This is a genomic window from Lysobacter sp. TAF61, from assembly GCF_052113485.1.
In the GTDB taxonomy this organism is placed as follows: Bacteria; Pseudomonadota; Gammaproteobacteria; order Xanthomonadales; family Xanthomonadaceae; genus Lysobacter_J.
Genome location: NZ_JBFRDH010000006.1, coordinates 41,221 through 62,938, shown reverse-complemented (window position 1 = coordinate 62,938; position 21,718 = coordinate 41,221). Strand labels below are relative to the sequence as shown.

16 protein-coding genes are annotated in these 21,718 nt (G+C 68.5%); 3 read left to right on the top strand and 13 right to left on the bottom strand.

Going from position 1 to position 21,718, the window contains the following annotated elements; all coding sequences use genetic code 11:
* The first annotated feature begins 40 nt into the window (after positions 1–40).
* Positions 41–1,984 (top strand): acetyl-CoA hydrolase/transferase C-terminal domain-containing protein, encoded by a 1,944-nt coding sequence (locus AB4Y64_RS13995; protein WP_441817068.1) that lies wholly within the window; start codon positions 41–43, stop codon positions 1,982–1,984.
* Between the two features lie 296 nt (positions 1,985–2,280).
* Here AB4Y64_RS13995 and tkt read toward each other — a convergent pair whose 3' ends face one another.
* From tkt to AB4Y64_RS13930, 13 genes are all read right to left on the bottom strand, one after another.
* Positions 2,281–4,272, bottom strand: coding sequence for a transketolase (gene tkt, locus AB4Y64_RS13990; protein ID WP_441817067.1), 1,992 nt, complete (start codon positions 4,270–4,272; stop codon positions 2,281–2,283).
* A gap of 174 nt (positions 4,273–4,446) precedes the next feature.
* Positions 4,447–5,763, bottom strand: a complete 1,317-nt coding sequence (locus AB4Y64_RS13985; protein ID WP_441817066.1) for a dicarboxylate/amino acid:cation symporter — start codon at positions 5,761–5,763, stop codon at positions 4,447–4,449.
* 99 nt (positions 5,764–5,862) lie between these two features.
* Positions 5,863–7,617 (bottom strand): BatD family protein, encoded by a 1,755-nt coding sequence (locus tag AB4Y64_RS13980; RefSeq protein ID WP_441817065.1) that lies wholly within the window; start codon positions 7,615–7,617, stop codon positions 5,863–5,865.
* A complete protein-coding gene (locus AB4Y64_RS13975) occupies positions 7,614–9,347 on the bottom strand; it encodes a VWA domain-containing protein (RefSeq protein WP_441817064.1) in 1,734 nt (577 codons plus the stop codon). Before AB4Y64_RS13975 ends, AB4Y64_RS13980 begins: the two co-directional genes overlap by 4 nt.
* On the bottom strand, positions 9,344–10,360 hold the full coding sequence (locus AB4Y64_RS13970; protein WP_441817322.1) for a vWA domain-containing protein: 1,017 nt from the start codon (positions 10,358–10,360) through the stop codon (positions 9,344–9,346). Before AB4Y64_RS13970 ends, AB4Y64_RS13975 begins: the two co-directional genes overlap by 4 nt.
* Positions 10,360–10,851, bottom strand: coding sequence for a DUF4381 family protein (locus AB4Y64_RS13965; RefSeq protein ID WP_441817063.1), 492 nt, complete (start codon positions 10,849–10,851; stop codon positions 10,360–10,362). Before AB4Y64_RS13965 ends, AB4Y64_RS13970 begins: the two co-directional genes overlap by 1 nt.
* Positions 10,851–11,786, bottom strand: a complete 936-nt coding sequence (locus tag AB4Y64_RS13960; RefSeq protein WP_441817062.1) for a DUF58 domain-containing protein — start codon at positions 11,784–11,786, stop codon at positions 10,851–10,853. Before AB4Y64_RS13960 ends, AB4Y64_RS13965 begins: the two co-directional genes overlap by 1 nt.
* A 23-nt stretch (positions 11,787–11,809) precedes the next feature.
* Positions 11,810–12,802 (bottom strand): AAA family ATPase, encoded by a 993-nt coding sequence (locus AB4Y64_RS13955; RefSeq protein ID WP_441817061.1) that lies wholly within the window; start codon positions 12,800–12,802, stop codon positions 11,810–11,812.
* A gap of 242 nt (positions 12,803–13,044) precedes the next feature.
* Positions 13,045–14,979: a type IV pilus secretin PilQ gene (locus AB4Y64_RS13950; RefSeq protein WP_441817060.1), complete on the bottom strand. Its 1,935-nt coding sequence runs from the start codon at positions 14,977–14,979 to the stop codon at positions 13,045–13,047.
* Between the two features lie 19 nt (positions 14,980–14,998).
* Positions 14,999–15,550, bottom strand: a complete 552-nt coding sequence (locus AB4Y64_RS13945; RefSeq protein WP_441817059.1) for a pilus assembly protein PilP — start codon at positions 15,548–15,550, stop codon at positions 14,999–15,001.
* A gap of 1 nt (position 15,551) precedes the next feature.
* A complete protein-coding gene (locus AB4Y64_RS13940) occupies positions 15,552–16,220 on the bottom strand; it encodes a type 4a pilus biogenesis protein PilO (protein ID WP_441817058.1) in 669 nt (222 codons plus the stop codon).
* Positions 16,217–16,999: a PilN domain-containing protein gene (locus AB4Y64_RS13935; protein WP_441817057.1), complete on the bottom strand. Its 783-nt coding sequence runs from the start codon at positions 16,997–16,999 to the stop codon at positions 16,217–16,219. The genes AB4Y64_RS13940 and AB4Y64_RS13935 overlap by 4 nt, the downstream gene beginning before the upstream one ends.
* Positions 16,999–18,057: a pilus assembly protein PilM gene (locus AB4Y64_RS13930; protein WP_441817056.1), complete on the bottom strand. Its 1,059-nt coding sequence runs from the start codon at positions 18,055–18,057 to the stop codon at positions 16,999–17,001. Before AB4Y64_RS13930 ends, AB4Y64_RS13935 begins: the two co-directional genes overlap by 1 nt.
* Before the next feature lie 244 nt (positions 18,058–18,301).
* On the opposite strand from AB4Y64_RS13930, the gene AB4Y64_RS13925 reads away from it, so the two are divergent.
* Positions 18,302–20,797 (top strand): penicillin-binding protein 1A, encoded by a 2,496-nt coding sequence (locus tag AB4Y64_RS13925; protein WP_441817055.1) that lies wholly within the window; start codon positions 18,302–18,304, stop codon positions 20,795–20,797.
* Positions 20,798–21,025: 228 nt separating this feature from the next.
* Positions 21,026–21,703: a hypothetical protein gene (locus AB4Y64_RS13920; RefSeq protein WP_441817054.1), complete on the top strand. Its 678-nt coding sequence runs from the start codon at positions 21,026–21,028 to the stop codon at positions 21,701–21,703.
* Positions 21,704–21,718: the final 15 nt, after the last annotated feature.

Sequence of the window (21,718 nt, the reverse complement as noted above, 5' to 3'; positions counted from 1 at the left end):
TCTTGGCGATGCCTACACATGCAGCGCTTAGGCTGTCGCCATGAATGAGCGCCCCGCCCCCGTCCTGCTCGACTCGCTCGACGACGCCGTCGAGTACCTGCTCAGCCAGCGCAGCGGCCCGCTGCACGTCGGCGCCCCGCTCGGACTGGGAAAGCCGCACCGCCTGCTCAACGCGCTGTACGCGCGCATTGAACGCGATCCGTCCCGGCCCCTGCATCTGTACACCGCGCTTTCGCTCGATCCCCCCGGAGGCGGCAAGGGCCTGGAGGCGCGTTTCATCAAGCCATTCGCGCAGCGCCACTTCGGCGGCGACTTCCCGCGCCTGGCCTATGTGCAGGCGCTCAAGCGCAATGCGCTGCCGGCGCACATGGAGGTCGAGGAGTTCTACCTGCAGTCCGGCGCGATGCTCGGTTCGACCCAGGTGCAACGGCGCTACGCCAGCCTCAACTACACCCACGTCGCCCGCGCCCTGGCCGACCGCGGTGTCAATGCCATCGTGCAGAAGGTCGCGCGCTCGGCCGACGGCTCGCGTGTGTCGCTGTCGTGCAACACCGACCTCACCTTCGACGCCATCGACGCGATCGTCGCGCGCGGCCTGCCGCGGCCGCTGCTGATCGCCGAGGTCGACCCCGAGCTGCCCTGGCTCGGCGGCGGCGCCGAAGTGGACGCCGGTTTCTTCGATGCCATCGTGCAGCCGCCCGGCCCGTTCCCGAAACTATTTGGCCTGCCGCGGCAACCGGTGGCCGATGTCGACTATGCGATCGGCTTCCACGCCAGCACCCTCGTGCGCGACGGTGGCACGCTGCAGATCGGCATCGGCGCACTCGCCGACGCCCTGTGCCATGCGCTGGTGCTGCGCCACACCGACAATCCCGCCTACCACGCCGTGCTGCGCGCGCTCGCCTCGCCACACGCCGACGACCTCGCGCTGGCGCCGTTCTCGCAGGGCCTGTACGGCTGCAGCGAGATGATCAACGAAGGTTTCCGCCGCCTGGTCGAAGTCGGCGTGATCGCGCGCAAGGTCGTCGACGACCGTGAACTGATGCAGCGCATCGCCGACGGCGATGCCAGCGACGCCGACCTGGCACGCGTGGAGCGTGAAGGCGAATTCCTGCACGGCGCCTTCTATCTCGGCTCGCCGGACTTCTACCAGTGGCTGCGCGACCTGCCCGACGAAGCACGCCGCGGCATCGGCATGAAGCGCGTGGGCGAGGTCAACGAACTGTACGGCGGTGACGAGGCGCTCGAACGCATCCAGCGTCGTGACGCCCGTTTCTTCAACACCTGCATGATGGCGACCGCGCTGGGCGCGGCGGTGTCGGATGCACTCGATGACGGACGCGTGGTGTCCGGCGTCGGCGGCCAGTACAACTTCGTGGCGATGGCGCATGCCCTGCCGGACGCGCGTTCGGTGCTGCTGCTGCGCGCCAGCCGCGAGTCGGGCGGCAAGACCACCTCCAACATCGTCTGGAACTACGGCCACACCACCATTCCCCGCCACCTGCGCGACATCTACATCAGCGAGTACGGCATCGCCGACATACGTGGCCGCAGCGACGAAGACTGCATCATGGCAATGGCCGCGATCACCGATGCACGCTTCCAGCAGCAACTGCTCGACACTGCCCGCAATGCCGGCAAGCTGCGCGGCGACTTCGTCCTTCCGGCGCGGGCTGCAGCCAACACCCCGCCGTCGCTGCGCGACGCGCTGCAACCCTTCCGGCGCAATGGCGCCCTGCCCGACTACCCGCTTGGCAGCGATTTCACCGCCGTCGAACAGCGCCTGGTGAAGGCGCTGGGCTGGTTGAAGGCGAGCACCGCGACCCGCGGCGGCAAACTGCGCGTGCTGTTCCAAGCCCTGTCCGCGCGCGCGACGGATGCCGAGGCGCTGCAACGCATGGACCTTGCGGCACCTTCAACGTTCGGCGCGCGCATCGAGGCACGGCTGTTGAATCTCGCGCTTGTGCAGGCCGCCGACTGCTGAAGCATCAGAGAAGCAACGGCGATGGCTCCCCGCCTTCGCGGGGATGACGGTTTGTTGCGGACCGAAGACCGTGCAACGAACCGTCTGAGTGTCGTCCGCCGGGCCGGGGATTGCGGAGCAGTGGGCCATGGATGGCCCACGCCCGGCATAGAGACAGGATGTCGTCTGCCGGGCGCAGCGATCCCCGGCCCGGCGGACGGCACCCCTCCGAAGACATCACCGCAGACATCACCGCCCCCAAAAAGAAAGAGCCACCCCAAGGCAGCTCTTTCATTTCAGCCAAACGACACCAGCGATCAACCCAGCGCGCGCGCCGCCTCGACCACCTTCTCAACGGTGAACCCGAACACCGGGAACAGCTTCTCTGCCGGCGCCGACGCGCCGAACTCGTCGATGCCGATCACCGCACCGTCCAGGCCGACGTACTTGTACCAGAAGCCGGTGACGCCAGCCTCGATCGCCACACGCTTGCGGCAGTCACGCGGCAGCACCGACTCGCGGTACTCCGCATCCTGGCGATCGAACACATTGGTCGAGGGCATCGACACCACGCGCACCTTGTCGCCGAGCTGGGCCGCCGCATCCATCGCCAGACCGACTTCCGAACCGGTCGCGATCAGGATGATCTCCGGCGCACCGTTGGAATCCTTCAGCACATAACCGCCGCGGGCGATGTCGGCCACCTGCTGCTCACTGCGCTGCTGATGGGCCAGGTTCTGGCGCGAGAAGACCAGGCAGCTCGGACCGTCGTTGCGGACGATTGCCGCCTTCCAGCACGCCGCCGACTCGACCGCGTCGCACGGACGCCACAGATCGTTGTTGGGGATGTAGCGCAGCGATGCAACGTGCTCGATCGGCTGGTGGGTCGGGCCATCTTCGCCCAGGCCGATCGAATCATGGGTATAGACGTGGATCGCGTGCGCACCCATCAGCGCGCTCATGCGCACGGCGTTGCGCGCGTAGTCGCTGAACACCAGGAAGGTGGCGTCGTACGGAATGAAGCACTCGTGCAGGCCCAGGCCGTTGCTGATCGCAGTCATCGCGAACTCGCGCACGCCGTAATAGACGTAGTTGGCGTTGGGGTCGTCAGTGGCCACCGACTTGCTGCCCTTCCACAGGGTCAGGTTGGAATGAGCCAGGTCGGCAGAGCCGCCGATCAGTTCCGGCAGCAGCGGCGCGAAGGTCTCGATCGCCATCTGCGACGCCTTGCGCGAGGCGATCACCGGACCTTCGGCCTGGAGCTTGGCGATGTAGGCGTCAGCCGCCTCGACGAAGCCATCCGGCAGCTCGCCGCTGATGCGACGCGTCAGCTCGGCGGCCAGTTCCGGGTACTGGCTCTTGTAGGCGTCGAACGACTGGTTCCATTCCTGTTCGCGCTGGCCGCCGGTGCTGCGCACGCGCCAACCGTCGTAGATCGCCTCGGGAATCTCGAATGCACCGTACTCCCAGCCCAGCGCCTGGCGGGTCGCGGCGACCTCGTCCTTGCCCAGCGGCGCGCCGTGGGAGGACTCCTTGCCTGCCTTTGCCGGCGAGCCAAAACCAATCGTGGTGCGGCAGCAGATCAGGGTCGGCTTGTCGTTGGACTTGAGCGCGGTCTCGATCGCCGTCTTGATCTCGTCGGCGTCCTGGCCGTTGACGCCGCGCACCACGTTCCAGCCGTACGCCTCGAAGCGCGCCGGAGTGTTGTCGGTGAACCAGCCGTCGGTGTTGCCGTCGATCGAGATCTTGTTGTCGTCCCAGAACGCGACCAGCTTGTGCAGGCCCCAGGTTCCGGCCAGCGACGCGGCCTCGTGCGAGATGCCTTCCATCAGGCAGCCGTCACCCATGAACACCCAGGTGCGGTTGTCGACGATCTTGTGATCGGGCTTGTTGAAGCGCTGCGCAAGCAGCTTCTCGGCGAGCGCCATGCCAACGGCGTTGGCGAAGCCCTGGCCGAGCGGACCGGTGGTGGTCTCGATGCCCGGCGTCATGAAGTTTTCCGGATGACCGGGAGTCTTCGAATCGAGCTGGCGGAAGTTCTTCAGCTCGTCGATCGGCAGGTCGTAACCGGACAGGTGCAGCAGCGCGTACTGCAGCATCGAACCGTGGCCGTTGGACAACACGAAGCGGTCGCGGTTGAACCAGTTCGGGTTGCTCGGGTTGTGGCTGAGGTAGTCGTTCCACAGCACCTCGGCAATGTCGGCCATGCCCATCGGCATGCCCGGGTGGCCGGAATTTGCGGCCTGCACTGCATCGATGGCAAGGAAGCGGATGGCGTTGGCTAGTTCGCGGCGGCTGGGCGTCGTCATGGCGTCGGGGCGGGGTCTTCGGCTGCGGGGAGGGGCCCGCGCGAGAGGCCAGGCGGTCGAGGCCGGGCCGTGCGGGCCCGCCATTGTCCCATTGCCACGCCGCCCTGTCGCCCCGCCACGGGCCAGCCAGGACCGGGGAGCGGCCGCAAAGGGGCCTGCTCCCCTGCCGCGGGCCTAGGCGGCCGCCGCCTCGGCAGGCACTTCGGCCGGCTCGCCCTTGGACACCACGGTCGCCAGCATCAGGTCCCCCGTGACGTTCAGGGTGGTCCGGCACATGTCGAGGAAGCGGTCGACGCCCAGGATCAGGCCGATGCCCTCCGGCGGCACGCCGACCATGCCGCAGATCAGCGCCACCACCGGCAGCGAGCCGGCCGGCACGCCGGCCGTGCCGATGCCGCCGAGGATGCAGACGAACATCACCGTGGCCTGTTGCACCAGGGTCAGCTCGACCCCGAAGAACTGCGCCAGGAACAGCACGGTCACGCCCTCGAACAGGGCGGTGCCGTTCTGGTTGGCGGTGGCGCCCACGGTCAGCACGAAGCGCGAGACGCGCCGCGGCAGACCGAGCTGCTCGTCGGCAACGCGCAACGCGGTCGGCAGGGTCGCGTTGGACGAGGCGGTGGAGAACGCCATCACCATTGCTTCCTGCACGCCCTTGAAGAACTTCTTCGGCGAGTAGCCGCCGGCGAACTTCAGCACCAGCGAATAGACCACGAACATGTGCAACGCCAGCGCCAGCACGACCACGCCGACGTAGGCGCCCAGGCTGCCCAGCAGCTCCCAGCCGAACAGCACGGCCAGGTTGAACATGAAGCAGAACACCGCGTACGGCGCCAGCTTGATGACCATGCCGATCAGCGTCATCGACACCTCGAACAGGCCCTCGATGGCGCGCTGCAGCGTCTCTGTGGCCCTGGTGCGGGTCAGCACCAGGCCGATGCCGAGCATCAGCGCGAAGAACATCACCGCCAGGATGGTGTTGTCGGCGGCGGCCTTGACGATGTTGTCCGGGACGATCGCCATCAGCATGTCCAGGCCCTTGGGCTGGACGTGGGTGCTGCCGACGATGGCGCTGGCGCGCTCGGAGCCTTCGCTGAGCAGCTGCTGCGCACGCACCGGGTCGACGCCCGCGCCAGGCTGCAGCCAGTTCACCAGCAGCAGGCCGAGGATGACCGCGATGCCGGACACCACGACGGTGTAGCCCAGCGTCTTCCAGCCGATCCGGCCGAGCGAGCGGACGTCGCCCATCTCGGCGACACCGATGACCAGCGCCGAAAACAGCAGCGGGATCACCAGCATGAAGATCAGTCGCAGGAACAGCGTGCCGGCGGGCTGGGTCACGTAGGTCGTGAAGGTCTTGACCCAGGCCGTGTCGGCCCCGACTCCGTAATGCACCACCAGGCCCAGCAGCAGGCCGGCGACGAAGCCGATCGCCATCTTCCAGTGCAGCGGCAACTTGCCTTTGCCGGCGCTGGTCTTTGAATCACTCATCCTGCAACTCCTCGGGGAACCGCGGGAGCTTAGCAAACAGACCCGGTCGACCCGGAGTCGATGCAGGCCGGCCGCAGGCGCAGGCCGGGCCCTGCCGGGTCATGCGCCGCGGCGTTCGCCCGGGTACAGAGGCGGCAGCGGCGAAGGCCCGCTGTCGACAGGCCCCTCGCGCCAGCGCGGCCCCGGGGCGAACGCCTTGCGCAGCCACTGCCGTGCCGAGACGCCATCGCCGCCGCCCCAGCGCGCCCGCTGCAGGGCCTGCACCGCCCCGCGCTGGTCGGCGTCGGCCAGGCGCGCCATGACTTCGTCCAGATCGCGCGCACGCGGTCGCGCGGCCGCGCACAGCGCATCGGCCACGTCACCCAGTGCGCCGCGATCGAGGGCCTGCTTGAGGTGGCCCGCCGGTTCGGCGGACTTCTGCCTGGCCCACTCCGGTTGTTCCGCCCCGTCATGCCCTGGCTCGACTTCCCTCGCCGCCCGCGCATCGCCGCGGTGCAGGCCCCAGACCAGGGTGAACAACCACAGTGCGGCGAACAGCAACGTCGCCAGCACCCAGCCACGGTTCGCGCCCGCGATGGCGCGCAACGAAGACGCGGTGCCGTCAGCAGGCGCCGCCGTGGCCGGCGACGGCGACGGCAAAGCGGTAGCGGCGGGATCGGTCGCGCTCGCCGTTGCGGCCGCCGGCGCCAGCGCCGTCCACGACAGCATCGGCAGGGATGCGGTCCGGACCGCGCCGGCGCGCACGTCCCACCAGCTCATCCGCATGCCGCTCATTTGCACCTTGCCGGCCCGCGAAGGCACCAGCGAGAAGCGTCGGGTCAGCTTGGCCCGCGGCCGGCCATCGACGAAACGCTCGTCGGCCTGGACCGGCTCGGCGAACACCTGCACGCCGTCGATGACAGGCAATTGCAGTTCCGGCATCTGCGCGGCGGTGGCGCCGTCGGCGACCGCCTCCACGACCAGCGTTGCCGCGGCACCGGCACGCAACTCCTGCGGCGTGGACTGGTAGCGCAGCTGCAGGTCCTGCAACGGCAACCACGGCTGCGGTGCGTTGGCCGGGACCGGCCGCACCTGCAGCACGCGCGGCGCCGCCTGCGCCTGCAGCGCGCCGTGGTTGCTGCCGAACAGATCGTCGAAGAAACCGCCGGCACCGTGCCCCTCGAAATTCGCCGGCGGGATGGTCAGCGCGCCACTGCGTTCGGGCACGAGCAGGAAACGACGCTCGACCACGCTGTAGCGGCGTCCACCGACATCGCGCTGGTACTGCGCGTCGTCGCCGACGCGTTGCAGCGACGCACCTTCCGGCGCAGCCTGGTCGAGCTGGCCCGAAACCAGCGGCGCGGCCGAGTACAACCGCACCACCCAGCCCACCGACTGTTGCACGTAGGGGTCGGCGTCGTCGGCCTCGCTTTCGATGAACACGTCATCGCCGGCGCGGGCCGGCGCGCGTCCGCTGTCTGGCGTGACCACCAGGGCAATCGGCTGGGTCTGCTCGCTGCCCAGGCTCAGCGCCGGCACCGTCAGCACGCCGTCGCGTCGTGGCCGCAGCGCCACCGCGTAGAGCGTGCGGATGCTGCTGCGACCGTTGACCTGCTCGAACTCGCGCCGGCTGGTATGACCGCTGACGGCAAAGTCCGCGTCCAGCGGGGCGTAATCCGGCTCGGCGGCGCGGACCGAGTTCGACTCGATGTTGAGGGTGACCGTTTCGCCCAGCGCGATGCGATCGCGATCGAGCCAGGCGCGGGTCTGCGCCGATGCCGCCAGGCTCAGCATCGACAGCAGCAGCCAGGCCGCCAGCTGTGTCAGCAGCCGGGTCGGCGATTTGCGAAAGTTACGGTCCGCAATTGCACTCATGGCTTGTCCTGGCCCTCTGTCAGCCGACGCTCCTGCTCGAGCCGGAATTTCTCGCGCAGCAGGCTGCCCGGATCATCGGGAACGCGCCGCAACCACGCCTCGTTGGCCAGGCGTTGCTCGCGCTGTTGCGGCGTTTCGTTGACTTTCGCCTGCTGTCGCGGCCCGGTCTCGACTTTGCCTTGCTGCTGCAGCGCGCGTTGCATGCGCTCGCGCTGGGCCGCGTCGGCGTCGCGCTGGGCATCGGCATCGGCCGGCCTGGCCTGGCCGTCCTGCGACTGCTGCGGTGGCTGCTGGTCCTGCCGTTGCTTGTCAGGCTGACCCGACTGATCGGCTTGTGAAGTGGGATCGCCGGCGGGATTGTGCTGCGGTTGCGACTGCCCCGATTGCGGCCGGCCGGCCCCGCCACGCTGCGATTGCGATTGCGATTGCGATGGCGGGCGTTTCATTGCCGCCTCGACCGCGCGCTTGTTGGCGATCGCGTCTTCCATCCCCGGTCGCTGCTTCAGTGCGTGATCGTACTCGGCCAGCGCCTGCGGATACTGTCCCGCCTTGGCCAGCGCGTTGCCGCGGTTGTAATGCGCGTCGGCGTTGTCGACGCCGTCGAACAACGTGGCCGCCTGGGCGAAGTCGCCGCTCCTGTAGGCCTGCGAGCCCTGCTCCATTCGCGCATGTTCGGCCTGGTCGGCGCGCTGCCACAACTGCGCGGCCTGCGCCTGCGAGATGGGCCATGCGAACACCAGCACCAGAACCGCCAATGCAGCGCTGCGGCGGAATGCAAACAGTGCCAGCAGCATCAGCGGCGGCAACAACCAGAAGCCCTGGTCCTGCCAGGTGCGAGCGGTGCCGCGGGCGATGCCCGCCTCGCCCTGCCCGGCGTCGAGGATGCCCAGCGTGGCGAGGTCCTCGTCGCCCGCGGCCACCATGGCGTAGCGGCCGCCACCGGCAGCCGCCACGCGGCGCAGCGATGCCGAGTCCAGTCGCGCCTCGCCAAAGCTGCCATCACTGCGGCGATAAGGCGCGCCCGCTTCGCTGCCGACGCCCAGCGCGAACACGCGATAACCGCGCTTGGCTGCGCGCGCGGCGGCATCGATCGCGTCCGCGTCGGACTGGCCGGTGAGCAGCACGATGTCGCCACGGTCGAAGCCGGCGCGTTGCAGCAGTTGCGCCGACCAGTCGATGGCGCGATCGGCACGATTGCCATCGACCGGCATCACGTCCGGCGCCAGCGCGTCGAGAAACAGCGCGACGTTGGCCGCGTCCTCGGTCAACGGCGCGACGGTGAAGGCATCGCCGGCGTAGGCGACCAGCGCCACCTGCCCGGCGGCGCGCTCGCGCAACAGGGTGGAGATCTTGGCGCGCGACTGGGCCAGGCGCGAAGGCGGAACGTCACCGGCCAGCGCCGCACTCGACAGGTCGACCGCGATCACCAGTGGCGCGCGGCTCTCCCACAACGGTTGCGGCAGTTGCCGCCAGCTCGGCCCGGCCAGCGCCAGTACCGCGATGGCGTAGGCGAGCGCCGCCAACACGGCGGCCCGGCGCGTGCGTGTGTCGCCACGCTGCGCCAGCAGGTGCGGCAGCAGGTGCGCGTCGACCCGGTCGTGCCACGCACTGGCACGACGACGATGGGATCGCCAGAACCACGCCAGCAACGGCAACGTCAGCAGCGCCCACAGCCATTGCGGGCGCAGCAGGTGCAGCGCAGCCAGGTCGATGCCTGCCAGTTCGCTCATGCCAGCCTCCGTCGCGGCCAGGCGAAAGCGAGCAATGCGCAGGCAAACGCTGCCGACAAGGGCCAATAATAACGTTCGATCCGCGGACGCAGCGCCTGCCCCGGCTGCTCGACCGGTTCGATCCGATCGATCTCGGCGTAGATGTTGACCAGCTGCGAAGTATCGCGGGCGCGGAAGAAGCGGCCGCCAGTGGTTTTGGCGATCGCGCGCAGGCCGGCTTCGTCGATCTCGTCGCCGGCGCCTGGCATGGGCATCGGCAAACCGAAGAACGACAGCGACCCTTCACCGCCGAAGGCGATCGTGTGCACGCGCACGCCTTCGGCGCGGGCTATCTGCGCGGCCTTGGCCGGTTCGAGCATGCCGGCGGTGTTGACGCCATCGGTCAACAGCACCAGTACCCGCTGTTGCGCGGGCCGCGCCTTCAGCCGCTTGACCGCCAGGGCGATGGCATCGCCGATGGCGGTTTCCTGGCCGGCCAGCCCGATCACGCTGTCGTTGAGCTGCTCGCGCACGGAATCGAGATCGAGCGTCAGCGGCGTCAATGCGTAGGCGCGGCGACCGAACACGATCAGGCCGACGCGGTCGCCGCCGCGGCGGTCGAGGAAGTCGGCCAGCACGGCTTTGGCGGCAGTCAGGCGATCGACGCTGCGACCGCCCAGGTCCATGTCCGGCTCGCGCATGCTGGCCGACAGATCCAGCGCCAGCATCAGGTCGCGCCCAACATGTGGCGGCTGCACCGCTTCGCCCAGTTGCTGCGGGCGCGCCGCGGCCAGGCACAGCAGGATCCAGCCAAGCCAGGCGAGCGCACTGGTGCGGCCGCCCAGTCCGCCGCGGCGGCCGGATGCGGCAACGCGCCGCAGGCGGTCGCCATAAGGGACCTGCAATGCAGCCGCCGTGCCGCGCGCCGGTGGCAGAAGCCACCTCGCCAGCAACGGCAGCGGCAGCGCCAACAACCACCATGGCCACGCGAACAGGTCGGCGAGCCACGCCCACGGCGCCAGCAGCGAGGCCATCATGCGGCGCCCATCCATTGCAGGAAGCGCGCACGCGCCAGGCGACGCAGCGCCTGCACGTCGGTCGCGGCAACGTCGCGGCGATAACCACCGTCGAGCAGCAGTCGGCCGCTGCCGCCGCTGAAGTCGGTGCGGGTGACGGATCGGGGTGAACCTGGTCGCGTCGGATCTGCCGGCCCTGCATCCAGGAAGGCCAGCCATGCCTCTCCTTCCAGCCGGTCGGCATGCGCGTCACGTCGGCGCGCCGCGCGGCGGAGCAGTTCCGACATCGCGGCGACCTGCGCGGCCGGCGAAGCGGCGGCATCGACGTTGCGATCGAACAGTTCGGCAATCGCGCGACGACGCCGGCGGCGACGCAATACGACCCAGGCAACCGCCGCGATCAGTGCCATCACCAGCGCAGCCAGCAGCCACCAGCCCGGTGCCGGCGGCCACCAGGGCGGCGCCGGCAGCGAATGGATGTCGCGCAGGACCAGTGCCGGGCCGGCCATCAGGCCACCAGTGGCCGGTTGCGGCCAAGCAACGGCAGCCAGGAATCGCTCGCCACCTGCGTCGACAACGACTGCACGCGCACACCGACCGCGGGCAACTGCGCCATCACCCGTTCGATCGGGCGCACGAACTCGTTGCGCCAGGCCTGCCGTTGCGCGGCCGACGCCAGGTCGAGTTCGATGCGGCGATCGTCGTGCTGGAACGGCAATGGCGACTTCGGCGGCGCATCCTCGAGCGGATCGGTCAGCAGCAGCACGATGACTTCGTGGTGCTGCGCAAGCGCCGGCCATCGCCGCTGGGCGATGGCGGCCACGCTTTGTGCATCGGCGAGCACCAGCAGGCGCGAACCAGGCCGCAGCAGGCGTTGGGCATGGTCGAGTGCGACGTCCAGGCCGGCATCGTCCTGCGGTGGCCGGGCGTACCAGCGCACCAGCGCATCGAGCACGCGCAGCGCGCCGCGCGGCCCGGCGGCAGGCGCCACCGGTGCCTCGGTCCTGCTTCCGCGCAGGGCGGCAATGCGGTCGCCGTCGCGAACTGCGGCCCACGCGGCGATGGCCCCGGCGCGCGCCGCCTGCACCGACTTGAAGCGCACGCGCGTGCCGAAGTACAGCGCAGGCGAGGTGTCGGCGACGATCAGGCTGAGCCGCTCGCGTTCGGCCTGGAACAGTTTGGTGTGGGCACGACCGGTGCGTGCGGTCAGGCGCCAGTCGATATGGCGGGCGTCATCGCCGCTGGAGTATTCGCGCGACTCGGCGTACTCCATGCCCCGCCCGCGCAGTGGCGACAAGGCATGGCCGCTGATTCCGAAACGGCCACGACGGGCCTGGCCGCGCGCGGTGACCACTGCGCGCAGCGCCACCAGCTCCGCCAGCGACGGCGTTATGCCGTCGGCCATGGCTGCCGCATCGTCATTGCCGGCCTGCTTCGAAGTCATCGCATCCACTCCGGGCCCACGACTCAGGGCAAGGGCACCCGCTGCAGGATTTCAGCGACCAGGCGGTCGCCGTCCCAGCCTTCGGCCGTGGCCTCGTAGCTGGGCAGGATGCGGTGGCGCAGCACGTCCGGCGCAACCGAACGGACGTCGTCGGGGGTGACGAAATCGCGGCCGGCCAGCCAGGCGTGCGCGCGTGCGCAGCGCTCCAGCGCGATGGAGCCGCGCGGACTGGCGCCCCAGGCGATGCGCCGGGCCAGCGCCGGGTCGTAGCGCGCGGCATCGCGAGAAGCCAGGACCAGCTCGATCAGGTAGCGCTCGACAGGCGGCGCCAGGTGCAGCTCGAGTACGGCGGCGCGCGCGGCGAACACATCCGACAACGGCATGCGCTCGATCGCCTGCGCCGGCGTGTGCATGGCGGCACGCGCGCGCTCGCGGGCCAATCGCAGGATCTCGGTTTCGGCCGCGATCTCCGGATAACCGATGCGCACATACATCAGGAAGCGGTCGAGCTGCGCTTCCGGCAACGGGAAGGTGCCTTCCTGCTCGATCGGGTTCTGGGTCGCCATGACCAGGAACAACGCCGGCAACGCGTAGGTGGCGCGCCCGACGGTGACCTGGCGCTCACCCATGGCCTCCAGCAGCGCCGACTGGACCTTGGCCGGCGCGCGGTTGATCTCGTCGGCCAGCAGGATCGGGTGGAAGATCGGGCCGGACTGGAACTCGAACCGTCCTTCCTGCGGCCGCCAGACTTCGGTGCCGGTCAGGTCGGCCGGCAGCAGGTCGGGAGTGAACTGGACCCGGGCGAAGTCGGCGTCCAGGCGCGCCGCCAGTGCGCGGATGGCGCTGGTCTTGGCCAGGCCGGGCGCGCCTTCAACCAGCAGGTGGCCGTCGGCCAGCAGGGCCACCAGCAGCCGCTCGATCAGCGCCGCCTGGCCGACGATCTCGGCCGAGAGCGCATCGCGCAGCGCGCGGAAGGCATCGTGCACACGGGGCAGGTCATCGCTGCGGCGGTCCATGGGGGTCTCGGTTGCGGGGCAGGACCAGTTTGACCGAAACACACCCGCGCGGTTCAAGACCTCCTTCGTCCATTCAGCAACAAAACAAAAAGGGCCCCTTTCGGGGCCCGATTGTTTTCGCCCTAGCCCCCTGAGTTAGGGGGCGGTTCGCGCCGCAGGCGCGAAATGGCGGGGTGTGGAAGCACAACTGGCGGGGCCCAAAGCTTGCACAGCAAGCTTTGGGTTTACCAGGCGAAGCCTGGTCACCGCTGGTCGACCCTCAGCACCTTCGGCGTGACCATGATCAGCAGCTCGGCCTTGTCCTTGTTGCGACCCTTGCGCTTGAACAGGTTGCCCAGGAACGGCACGTCGCCGAGGAACGGGACCTTGGAGATGTCGCTGCGGTCGCGGAACTCGTAGACGCCGCCGACGACCACGGTCTGGCCGTCCTGCACCAGCACCGCGGTGTTGACCTCGCGCTTGGCGATCTGCGGAACCTGGCCGATCGAGGTGTTGGTGAAGCCTTCGACTTCGTCCTTCTTGACGTTCATGTTCAGGAACACGCGGCCGTCGTGGGTGATGGTCGGGGTGACCTTCAGCTCCAGCAGCACGTCCTTGAACTGCACGTTCGGGATCGGAATCGAGTTACCGCCCTGCTGCGGCGAGATCGTCACGTAACCGACTTCCTGGCCCTGGCGGATCACCGCCTCGCGCTGGTTGCTGGTGACGATGCGCGGGTTGGAGATCACCTCGCCACGGCCTTCTTCCTGCATCGCCGACAGCTCGACATCGAGCAGGTAACCGGCGTTGAGGATCGACAGGGCCAGCGCGCTGGGAGTGGTGACCGACTGGGCCGGCAGGTTGCTCATCAGCGAGCGGGTGATGTCGAAGGCGTTGGCGCCGTTCTGCACCGCGTCGGCACGCGAGTTGGCATTGGCCGAGGAGGCATCGGCGCTGCCGCCGAAGCCGACCGAGCTGCGATCGCCGGCCTTGCCGCTGGCGCCGCTGATGCCGAACTTGGCGCCGAGGTCGCGGGCGAAGGTGTCGGTGGCGATGACGACGCGAGCTTCGATCAGCACCTGGTCGACCGGGCGGTCGATCACGTGGATCAGCTCCTTCATCTGCGCGATCTTCTTCGGGATGTCGCTGATCATCAGGGTATTGGTGCGCTCGTCGGCGACGATGCGCCCACGCGACGAGAGGAAGCCGCTGTCCTGGTTGCCGCCACCACCGCTGCCACTGCCGCCGATGCCCTTGGCCTCGGTCAGCGCCTTATAGATCTGCGCGGCGTTGTGGTAGTTGATCTGCACGTACTCGGTGGCCAGATCGACGCGGGTTTCCAGTGCGATGCGCGCGTCTTCCTTGTCCTGCTCGTACTTGGCGATCTCAGGCTGCGGCGCGATCCACACGACGTTGCCGCTGCGACGCTTGTCCAGGCCCTTGGCCTGCAGGACGATGTCCAGCGCCTGGTCCCAGGGCACGTTCATCAGGCGCAGGGTGACGTTGCCGGAAACGGTGTCGGCCGCCACCACATTGAGGCCGGACTCTTCGGCGATCAGCTGCAGGACGGTGCGCACCGGCACGTCCTGGAAGTTGAACGTGACCGGGCGGCCGGTGTAGCTGCGGGTAGCGGCGGCCGGCGCCGGCTTGCCGTCCACCGTGGCGCCGACGGCGCGACCGGTGGCTGCTGCGGTGCGCGGCACGATCTCGACGATGTACTCGCGACCGGTCTGGTACGCCATCGACTCGAAGTTGCCGGTGGTGTTGAGCACCAGCTGCGTGCCGGTGCCGCTGGCGCGGGCATCGATGCGCTGCACCGGCGTGGCGAAATCGACCACGTTCAGCGGCTTCTGCAGCGAGGCAGGCAGCTGGGCGTTGCCGACGTCGATGACGACGCTGGCACCCTGGTTGCGCAGGTCCGGCGCGGCACCATCGCCGCTGAACTTCAGCACCAGGCGGCCGGAGCCGTCAGCGCCGCGCTTGAAGTCGATGTCGGACACCGAAATGGCGCCCGGCAACTGTTTGGCCGGATCCTGGCTGGCCGCGGGTGCGACCTTGGCAGGTGCGGTGGCGGGCGCCGGTGCTGCGGCGTGGACTGCGCTGAAGGCGGCAATTGCGCCGACCATCAGACCCACCGACCCGCTGCGCAATAGCAGGGGGCGACGGGAAGGTCGCGTGCGTGTGTTGAAAACGGTCATCGTTGCTATCCCCCAATCCCTATTGATCTTCCAACGCGACCGTGGCCGGACGTTCCAGCCAGCCACCCGCGCCATCCGGCACCAGTTCCACCAATTCGATGTGGTCTTCGAACACGCCGGTCACGCGACCGTCGCTCTGCCCCATGTATGCCCCCGGCTGGATCCGGTACGTCACCTTGTCAGGCGCCATGACCAGTGCCACCACGCTGCCGCCATTGCCGAGCGTACCGACCATGTCGAGGCTGTCGAGCGGGAACTGCTCCAGCGTCTGCTTGCGCCGCGCCGAGTCCGGACGCGGGCCATTGCCGCCATCCTCGTCGGTGAATGCCGTGCTGAACGGATCGCGCATGGCGTAGGCGTTGTATTCGAAGGTTTCGAACTGCTGCATGACCGGCAGCGGATCGAGCGGCGGCGCCGGACGGGCCTTGACCTCGGCGATCCACTTGTCCAGGTTCGGCGCCTCACCGGGCGTGCTGCTGATGCCGCGCGAGCAGCCTGCCAGGACCAGGGCCGTTGCCAGCAGGGTCAGGACACGCGGTGCCGCGCCGTTGCGAATGGAGATTGCGCGCATCTCAGGTCCCCCCCTTCTTGCCGGCCGCCGAGGCTTCCTGCTTGGCCACTTCATCCTCGTCGAGGTAGCGGTACGTCTTGACCGTGCCGGCCAGTTCGAGCGGACTGTTGGGCGTGATCGCCGCGCCGGGTTCCTTGCTGCGCGGCTTCAGCGAGATGTCGTGCATGGTCATGATGACCACGCGCGGCAGCGAGGCCACGCCGCTGACGAAACCGCCGAACTGGTGGTAGCTGCCCACCATGCGCAGTGCGATCGGCTTCTCGGCGTAGAACTCTTTGGGCTGCTCCGGACCAGGCTGGAACAGCTCGTTGGTGATGCCGGTGGCGAGCGCGGTCTGCGAGATGTCGACGATCAGGTCGGGCATTTCGGTCTTGCTCGGCAGCTGGCGCAGCATCTGCTGGAGCTGCTGTTCCATCTGCGCGAGCTGCTGCTTGAGCGGCTCGAGGTTGGCGGCGCGACCCTGTTTGGTTTCGTACTCGGCGCGAAGGTCGGCTTCCTGGTGCTCCAGGCCTTCCAGTTCCGTCTTCTTGTCGCTGACGAACAGGTACCAGGCCAGGCCGACGATCAGCAGGGCGACCAGGACGCAGAAGCCCATCTTGGCCTGCTGCGGCCAGGAGCCGATGTTGTTGAAATCGAGTTCGTTGAGCTTGATGGATTTCTTCTTGCTCATGACGCCGCTCCCTTGGTCGGCGCTGCGGCCGGCGCCGTCGGCGCGTTGGCAGGGGTTGCTACGGGCGCGGGGGCCGGGGTGCCGGCCGGTTGCGCGGCGGCGGCGCCAGCTGCCGGCGCGGCCGGCGTGGCGGCAGCACCGGTACCGGCTGCGGTGGCCTCACCCGACTGCGCGATCTGCGAGGTCGTTGCGGCCGGCGCATCCGGCACGCCGTCGCCGTCCTCGTCCTTGGGTGCGTTCGGGTTGGCCAGCTTGACCTGCAGGCGGAACACGTACGGCAGCCCCTTGTCGCCACCCTTGGCCTCGATGATCGAAAGGTCCGGACTGGTCATCCAGCCTGAACCCTCGAGGTTGCGCATGTAGGTACTGACGCGGGCGTTGGACTGCGCGCGGCCTTCGAGCGTGAGCGTCTGGCTGTCCTGCTTGATCGAGGTGAGCACGGCGCCATCGGGAATCGTGCGCACCAGCGAATCGAACAGGTGGACCATCTGCGAGCGGTTGGCCTGGAGCTGTTCGATGACTTCCTTGCGGGCGAGCAGCTTGGCCTTCTTCTTGTCGAGTTCCTCGATCTCCTTGATCGCCTTGTCGACCTGCGTGATCTGGTCACGCATGTAGGTGTTGCGCTCGTTCTGGCCGTCGATCTGGCCGTTGTAGTAGCTGATGATCACGAACGACAGCAGCACCGCGCCCAGCGCCGCCATCGCGAACATCACCGCGAATTCTTTCTGGCGCAGCTTGCGGCGCTCTTCGCGCCACGGGAGGAGGTTGATGCGTGCCATCAGTCGAAGCTCCTCAGGGCGAGGCCACAGGCGATCATCAGCGCCGGCGCGTCCTGGGCCAGGGCGTGCGCCTGCACGCGCGGCCCCAGGGTCATGTGGGCGAGCGGGTTGGCGATGGTGGTCGGCACGCCGAGCTGCTCTTCGACCATCTCGGCGATGCCGGCGATCGAGGCGCAGCCGCCGGCCAGGACGATCTGGTCGACGCGGTTGAACTCGCTGCCGGCGTAGAAGAACTGCAGCAGGCGGCTGATCTGCTGGACCATCGCCTCTTTGAACGGCTCCAGCACCTCGGCCTCGTAGCTTTCCGGCAGGCCGCCCTGGCGCTTGGCCAGACCGGCTTCCTCGTAGCTCAGGCCGTAACGGCGCATCACTTCGTCAGTGAGCTGCTTGCCGCCGAACACCTGTTCGCGGGCATACAGGCTGCGGCCCTGGCGAAGGACGTTGAGGGTGGTCATGGTGGCGCCGGAATCGACCAGGGCGACCAGGCCGTCGCGCGGCCCGCCGAGCTGGTCGGCGACCAGGGCGAAGGCGTTCTCGAGGGCGAAGGCCTCCACGTCCATCACCTTGGGCGTCAGGCCGCCGATCTCCAGCGCCGAGGCGCGGACTTCGACGTTTTCCGAACGCGAGGCGGCCAGCAGCACCTGGAGCATGTCCGGGCTGCCCGGCATCGGACCCAGGACCTCGAAGTCATGGCTGACTTCCTCGATCGGGTACGGCACGTAGTTGACCGCTTCCAGCTCGACCTGCGACTCCAGGTCGTCATCGTCCAGGTCGCCCGGCATCGGGATGACCTTGGTGATGACCGAGGAGCCGGCGACGGCGGCAGCGGCATGTTTGGCCCGGGTGCCCGAGCGCGCCACGGCGCGCTTGATCGCCTGTCCCACCGCCTCGACCTCGACGATGTTCTTTTCGACCACGGCATTGGGTGGCAGCGGTTCAACCGCGTAATGCTCGACGCGGTAGCGGTTGCCGGCCCGGGAGAGCTGCAACAGCTTTACGGCGGTCGAACTGATATCCACGCCGACGACTGCCGGCTGGCTTTTTGTGACGATCCCCACGGTATTCTCCCCTTGTCACAGGCGCTTACGTGCGCTTCGTGTGACCCTGCTTTAAATATCGAAGTTTGCGCGGCAAGGCAACTGTTCCGTTCGGAATTGCCTTACTGCGTCACTTTCCGCCCCTTCAACGGCTGGCCAGCCCGCCCCGTCCGGCCCGTCCGCCCCGCCCCTGCCCTGCTCAAGTGCCCATCCCCGGCTCATCTATACTCCACGGCCACTACACCCGCAATCGGAACCTGCCTTGATGCCCCGTTTCCGCCGCCTGCTGCGCTGGGCGCTGATCGCGTCCGCCGGCTTGGCTCTGCTCGGCGCCATTGCCCTGGGCACCCTGTACTACCTGGTCGCCCCCAAGCTCCCCGACGTCGAGACCCTGCGCACCGTCGAGATGCAGGAGCCGATGTACGTCTATGCCCGCGACGGCCGCCTGATGGCGCTGTTCGGCGAGACCCGGCGCTACCCGATCTCGATCCAGGACGTTCCCGACCGGCTCAAGCAGGCCTTCATCTCGATCGAGGACGCGCGCTTCTACAAGCACCACGGCGTCGACTTCAAGGGCATCGGCCGTGCGGTCTGGCTGCTCGCCACGACCGATGCCAAGCGCGTTCCTGGTGGCTCCACGATCACCCAGCAGGTGGCCCGCCAGTTCTTCCTCAGCAACGAATACAGCTACACGCGCAAGCTCGCCGAGATGCTGCTGGCGATGCGCATGGAGCGCGAGCTGAGCAAGGACGAGATCTTCGAGCTGTACCTCAACAAGAGCTTCTTCGGCAACCGCGCCTACGGTGTCGGCGCCGCCGCGGAGTTCTATTACGGCAAGAAGCTGGGCGAGCTCTCGCTCGATGAAATGGCCTCGCTTGCAGGCATTCCGAAGTTCCCCTCCAGCGGCAATCCGCTCAGCAATCCCGAGCGCGCCAAGGAACGTCGCGACTACATCCTGCAGCGCATGGTGGACCTGCGTTACGTCAGCCAGGCCGAGGCCGACCAGGCCAAGGCCGCGCCGATGCACGCCACCCCGCATGAGCGTCCGGTCGAGGTGTACGCGCCGTACGTGGCCGAAATGGTCCGCCAGGAAATGGTCGCCCGCTACGGCGCCGAGGCCCTGACGCGCGGCTATCACGTCACCACCACCATCGACCCGGTGCTGCAGGTTGCCGCCGACCAGTCCATCCGCGACGGCCTGTCGGTGTACGACCGCCGCCATGGCTGGCACGGCGTCGAGCAGCACTTCGACCTCGCCGCCGGCGAAGACGCGGCCTCGCTGCGCACGCGCCTGCGCGGCATCCCGACGCAGGCCTCGCTGCTGCCGGCCATCGTCACCGGCAGCAACGGCAGCCAGGTCAGCCTGGTGCTGGCCGACGGCACCCAGATCGAACTGGGCCCGAACCAGGGCTACGCCGAGCGCAGCCCGGCCAGCCTGGTCAAGCGCGGCGACCTGGTGCGCGTGCAGCGCATCGAGCCGGCGCCGGCCAAGCCCGGCCAGACCGGGCCGATGCCGGCGCCGACCTACCGCCTCGACCAGGTGCCGCAGGCGCAGGCCGCGCTGGTGTCGCTGGAGCCGGGCAACGGCGCACTGCGCGCCCTGTCGGGCGGCTACAGCTTCGCCGGCGCCAAGTTCAATCGCGCAACGCAGGCGCGACGCCAGCCGGGTTCGAGCTTCAAGCCGTTCCTGTATGCCGCCTCGTTCGAGCGTGGATTCAATCCGGCCTCGGTCGTGCTCGATGCGCCGGTGGTGTTCAAGGACCGTCGCGGCCACATCTGGCGTCCGCAGAACGACAGCGGCAACTTCGCCGGCCCGATGCGCCTGCGCGAGGCGATGGTGCAATCGCGCAACCTCGTGTCGGTGCGCCTGCTCGATGCCATCGGCGTCGACTACGCGCGCAAGTACATCAGCCATTTCGGCTTCGACGAAGCCGAGCTGCCGCCGAACCTGTCGATGTCGCTGGGCAGCGCCTCGCTGACGCCGATGTCGGTGGCGCGCGGCTTCGCCGCTTTCGCCAACGGCGGCTTCCGCATCACGCCGTGGTTCATCGACGAAGTGAAGGATCGCGAGGGCGCGGTGGTGTTCAAGGAAAAGCCGGCCGTTGCCTGCCCCGCCTGCGGTGGCGCCGGCGGCGCCAGCAAGGCCGTGCAGACTTCCGCCGTGGTCGACGGATTCAACCTGGGACCAGACGCGATGCCGGCCGCGGCGGCAGCCGACGCCAAGCCCAAGGACGAGCCGAAGAAAGTCGAGATCGACACCAGCAACCTGGTCCTGGCGCCGCGCGCGATCGACAACCGCATCGCCTACCAGATCAACTCGATGCTGCGCGACGTGGTCCTGCGCGGCACCGGCACCGCGGCCAAGGTGCTCGGCCGCGAGGACGTCGGCGGCAAGACCGGTTCGACCAACGACCACCGCGATGCATGGTTCTCCGGCTTCGGTGGTCCCTACGTCACCACCGTCTGGGTCGGCCGCGACAACTACAAGTCGCTGGGCTATCGCGAGTACGGCGGCAAGGCCGCGCTGCCGATCTGGATCGAGTACATGCGCGTGGCCCTCAAGGATCAGCCGATCGCGCTGAACGAGCCGCCGGAAGGCATGGTCAAGGTCTCGGTCTCGGCCAGCGGCGCACTGGTGCCGGGCGAAGGCGGCGGCATCGTCGAGTGGGTCAAGGCCGAGGACCTGGAGCGCATGCAGAGCTACGTCGACTACGGCCCGACCGAGACGGCGCCGGCCGAGGAAGAATTCGACATCTTCTGAGGCAACGCCAGCACGCACGAAAACGACGCCGGGTTCGCCCGGCGTCGTCGTTTCCGGCCTTCGCTATCGTATGGCATCGGTTCATGCTGAGGGCACGGCATGAACGCTGCCGATACGGCAAAAGCGGTAACTTCCAGGCGCGATGAAACGTGTTAGGTTGCCGCTGCCGGTGCAGTTTCGGCCGCGGCGAACCAGGTCGCCGACGTCGTGCCAGATGCGGAGGTCGTCATGTCCCACGCCCGACACAACGCCAACCAGCACGCCACCCTGCACGCCCAGACACGCACCCGCGAACGCCGCCACCGCCTCGCCCATGAAGCTGCGCGACTGATGGCCGAAGGCGGCATCCGCGACTACCACCAGGCCAAGCTCAAGGCCGCCGAACGCCTCGGCATCTTCGACGACGCTTCACTGCCGCGTAACCGCGAGATCGAGGAAGCGCTTCGCGAGTACCAGCGCCTGTTCCAGCGCGGGAACATCCCGGCGTTGCGGCAACGGCGCGAGTCGGCGTTGCGTGCGCTCGAGTTCTTCCAGTCGTTCGAACCGCGCCTGGTCGGCCCGGTACTGGACGGCACGGCCGACACGCGCAGCCCGGTCGCCCTGCACCTCTACAGCGACGACCCCGATGCTCCGCCGCGCTTCCTCGAACAGCACGGCATCCCCGCCGAGGCGCGCAGCCGCCGCCTGCGCCTGGACCGCGAACGCGACGGCGACTTCCCCGTCTGGGTCTTCAGCGCCGAGGACATCACCTTCGACCTGACCGTGCTGCCACTGGACGTCCTGCGCCAGGCGCCGCTGTCGAGCACCGACGAAAAGCCGATGAAGCGCGCCAGCGCCGCGCAGTTGCGGCAGCTGCTTGCCGACGACGAAATCCTCGACTACGAGAAGGGCGCGAATTCGCCCTGACAGCCCGCTGGCAGC

Excerpts from the sequence above, each read along its gene's own strand:
- AB4Y64_RS13995 (WP_441817068.1), top strand. The coding sequence starts at position 41 with ATGAATGAGCGCCCCGCCCCCGTCCTGCTCGACTCGCTCGACGACGCC.
- tkt (WP_441817067.1), bottom strand. The coding sequence starts at position 4,272 with ATGACGACGCCCAGCCGCCGCGAACTAGCCAACGCCATCCGCTTCCTT.
- AB4Y64_RS13985 (WP_441817066.1), bottom strand. The coding sequence starts at position 5,763 with ATGAGTGATTCAAAGACCAGCGCCGGCAAAGGCAAGTTGCCGCTGCAC.
- AB4Y64_RS13980 (WP_441817065.1), bottom strand. The coding sequence starts at position 7,617 with ATGAGTGCAATTGCGGACCGTAACTTTCGCAAATCGCCGACCCGGCTG.
- AB4Y64_RS13975 (WP_441817064.1), bottom strand. The coding sequence starts at position 9,347 with ATGAGCGAACTGGCAGGCATCGACCTGGCTGCGCTGCACCTGCTGCGC.
- AB4Y64_RS13970 (WP_441817322.1), bottom strand. The coding sequence starts at position 10,360 with ATGGCCTCGCTGCTGGCGCCGTGGGCGTGGCTCGCCGACCTGTTCGCG.
- AB4Y64_RS13965 (WP_441817063.1), bottom strand. The coding sequence starts at position 10,851 with ATGGCCGGCCCGGCACTGGTCCTGCGCGACATCCATTCGCTGCCGGCG.
- AB4Y64_RS13960 (WP_441817062.1), bottom strand. The coding sequence starts at position 11,786 with ATGACTTCGAAGCAGGCCGGCAATGACGATGCGGCAGCCATGGCCGAC.
- AB4Y64_RS13955 (WP_441817061.1), bottom strand. The coding sequence starts at position 12,802 with ATGGACCGCCGCAGCGATGACCTGCCCCGTGTGCACGATGCCTTCCGC.
- AB4Y64_RS13950 (WP_441817060.1), bottom strand. The coding sequence starts at position 14,979 with ATGACCGTTTTCAACACACGCACGCGACCTTCCCGTCGCCCCCTGCTA.
- AB4Y64_RS13945 (WP_441817059.1), bottom strand. The coding sequence starts at position 15,550 with ATGCGCGCAATCTCCATTCGCAACGGCGCGGCACCGCGTGTCCTGACC.
- AB4Y64_RS13940 (WP_441817058.1), bottom strand. The coding sequence starts at position 16,220 with ATGAGCAAGAAGAAATCCATCAAGCTCAACGAACTCGATTTCAACAAC.
- AB4Y64_RS13935 (WP_441817057.1), bottom strand. The coding sequence starts at position 16,999 with ATGGCACGCATCAACCTCCTCCCGTGGCGCGAAGAGCGCCGCAAGCTG.
- AB4Y64_RS13925 (WP_441817055.1), top strand. The coding sequence starts at position 18,302 with ATGCCCCGTTTCCGCCGCCTGCTGCGCTGGGCGCTGATCGCGTCCGCC.
- AB4Y64_RS13920 (WP_441817054.1), top strand. The coding sequence starts at position 21,026 with ATGTCCCACGCCCGACACAACGCCAACCAGCACGCCACCCTGCACGCC.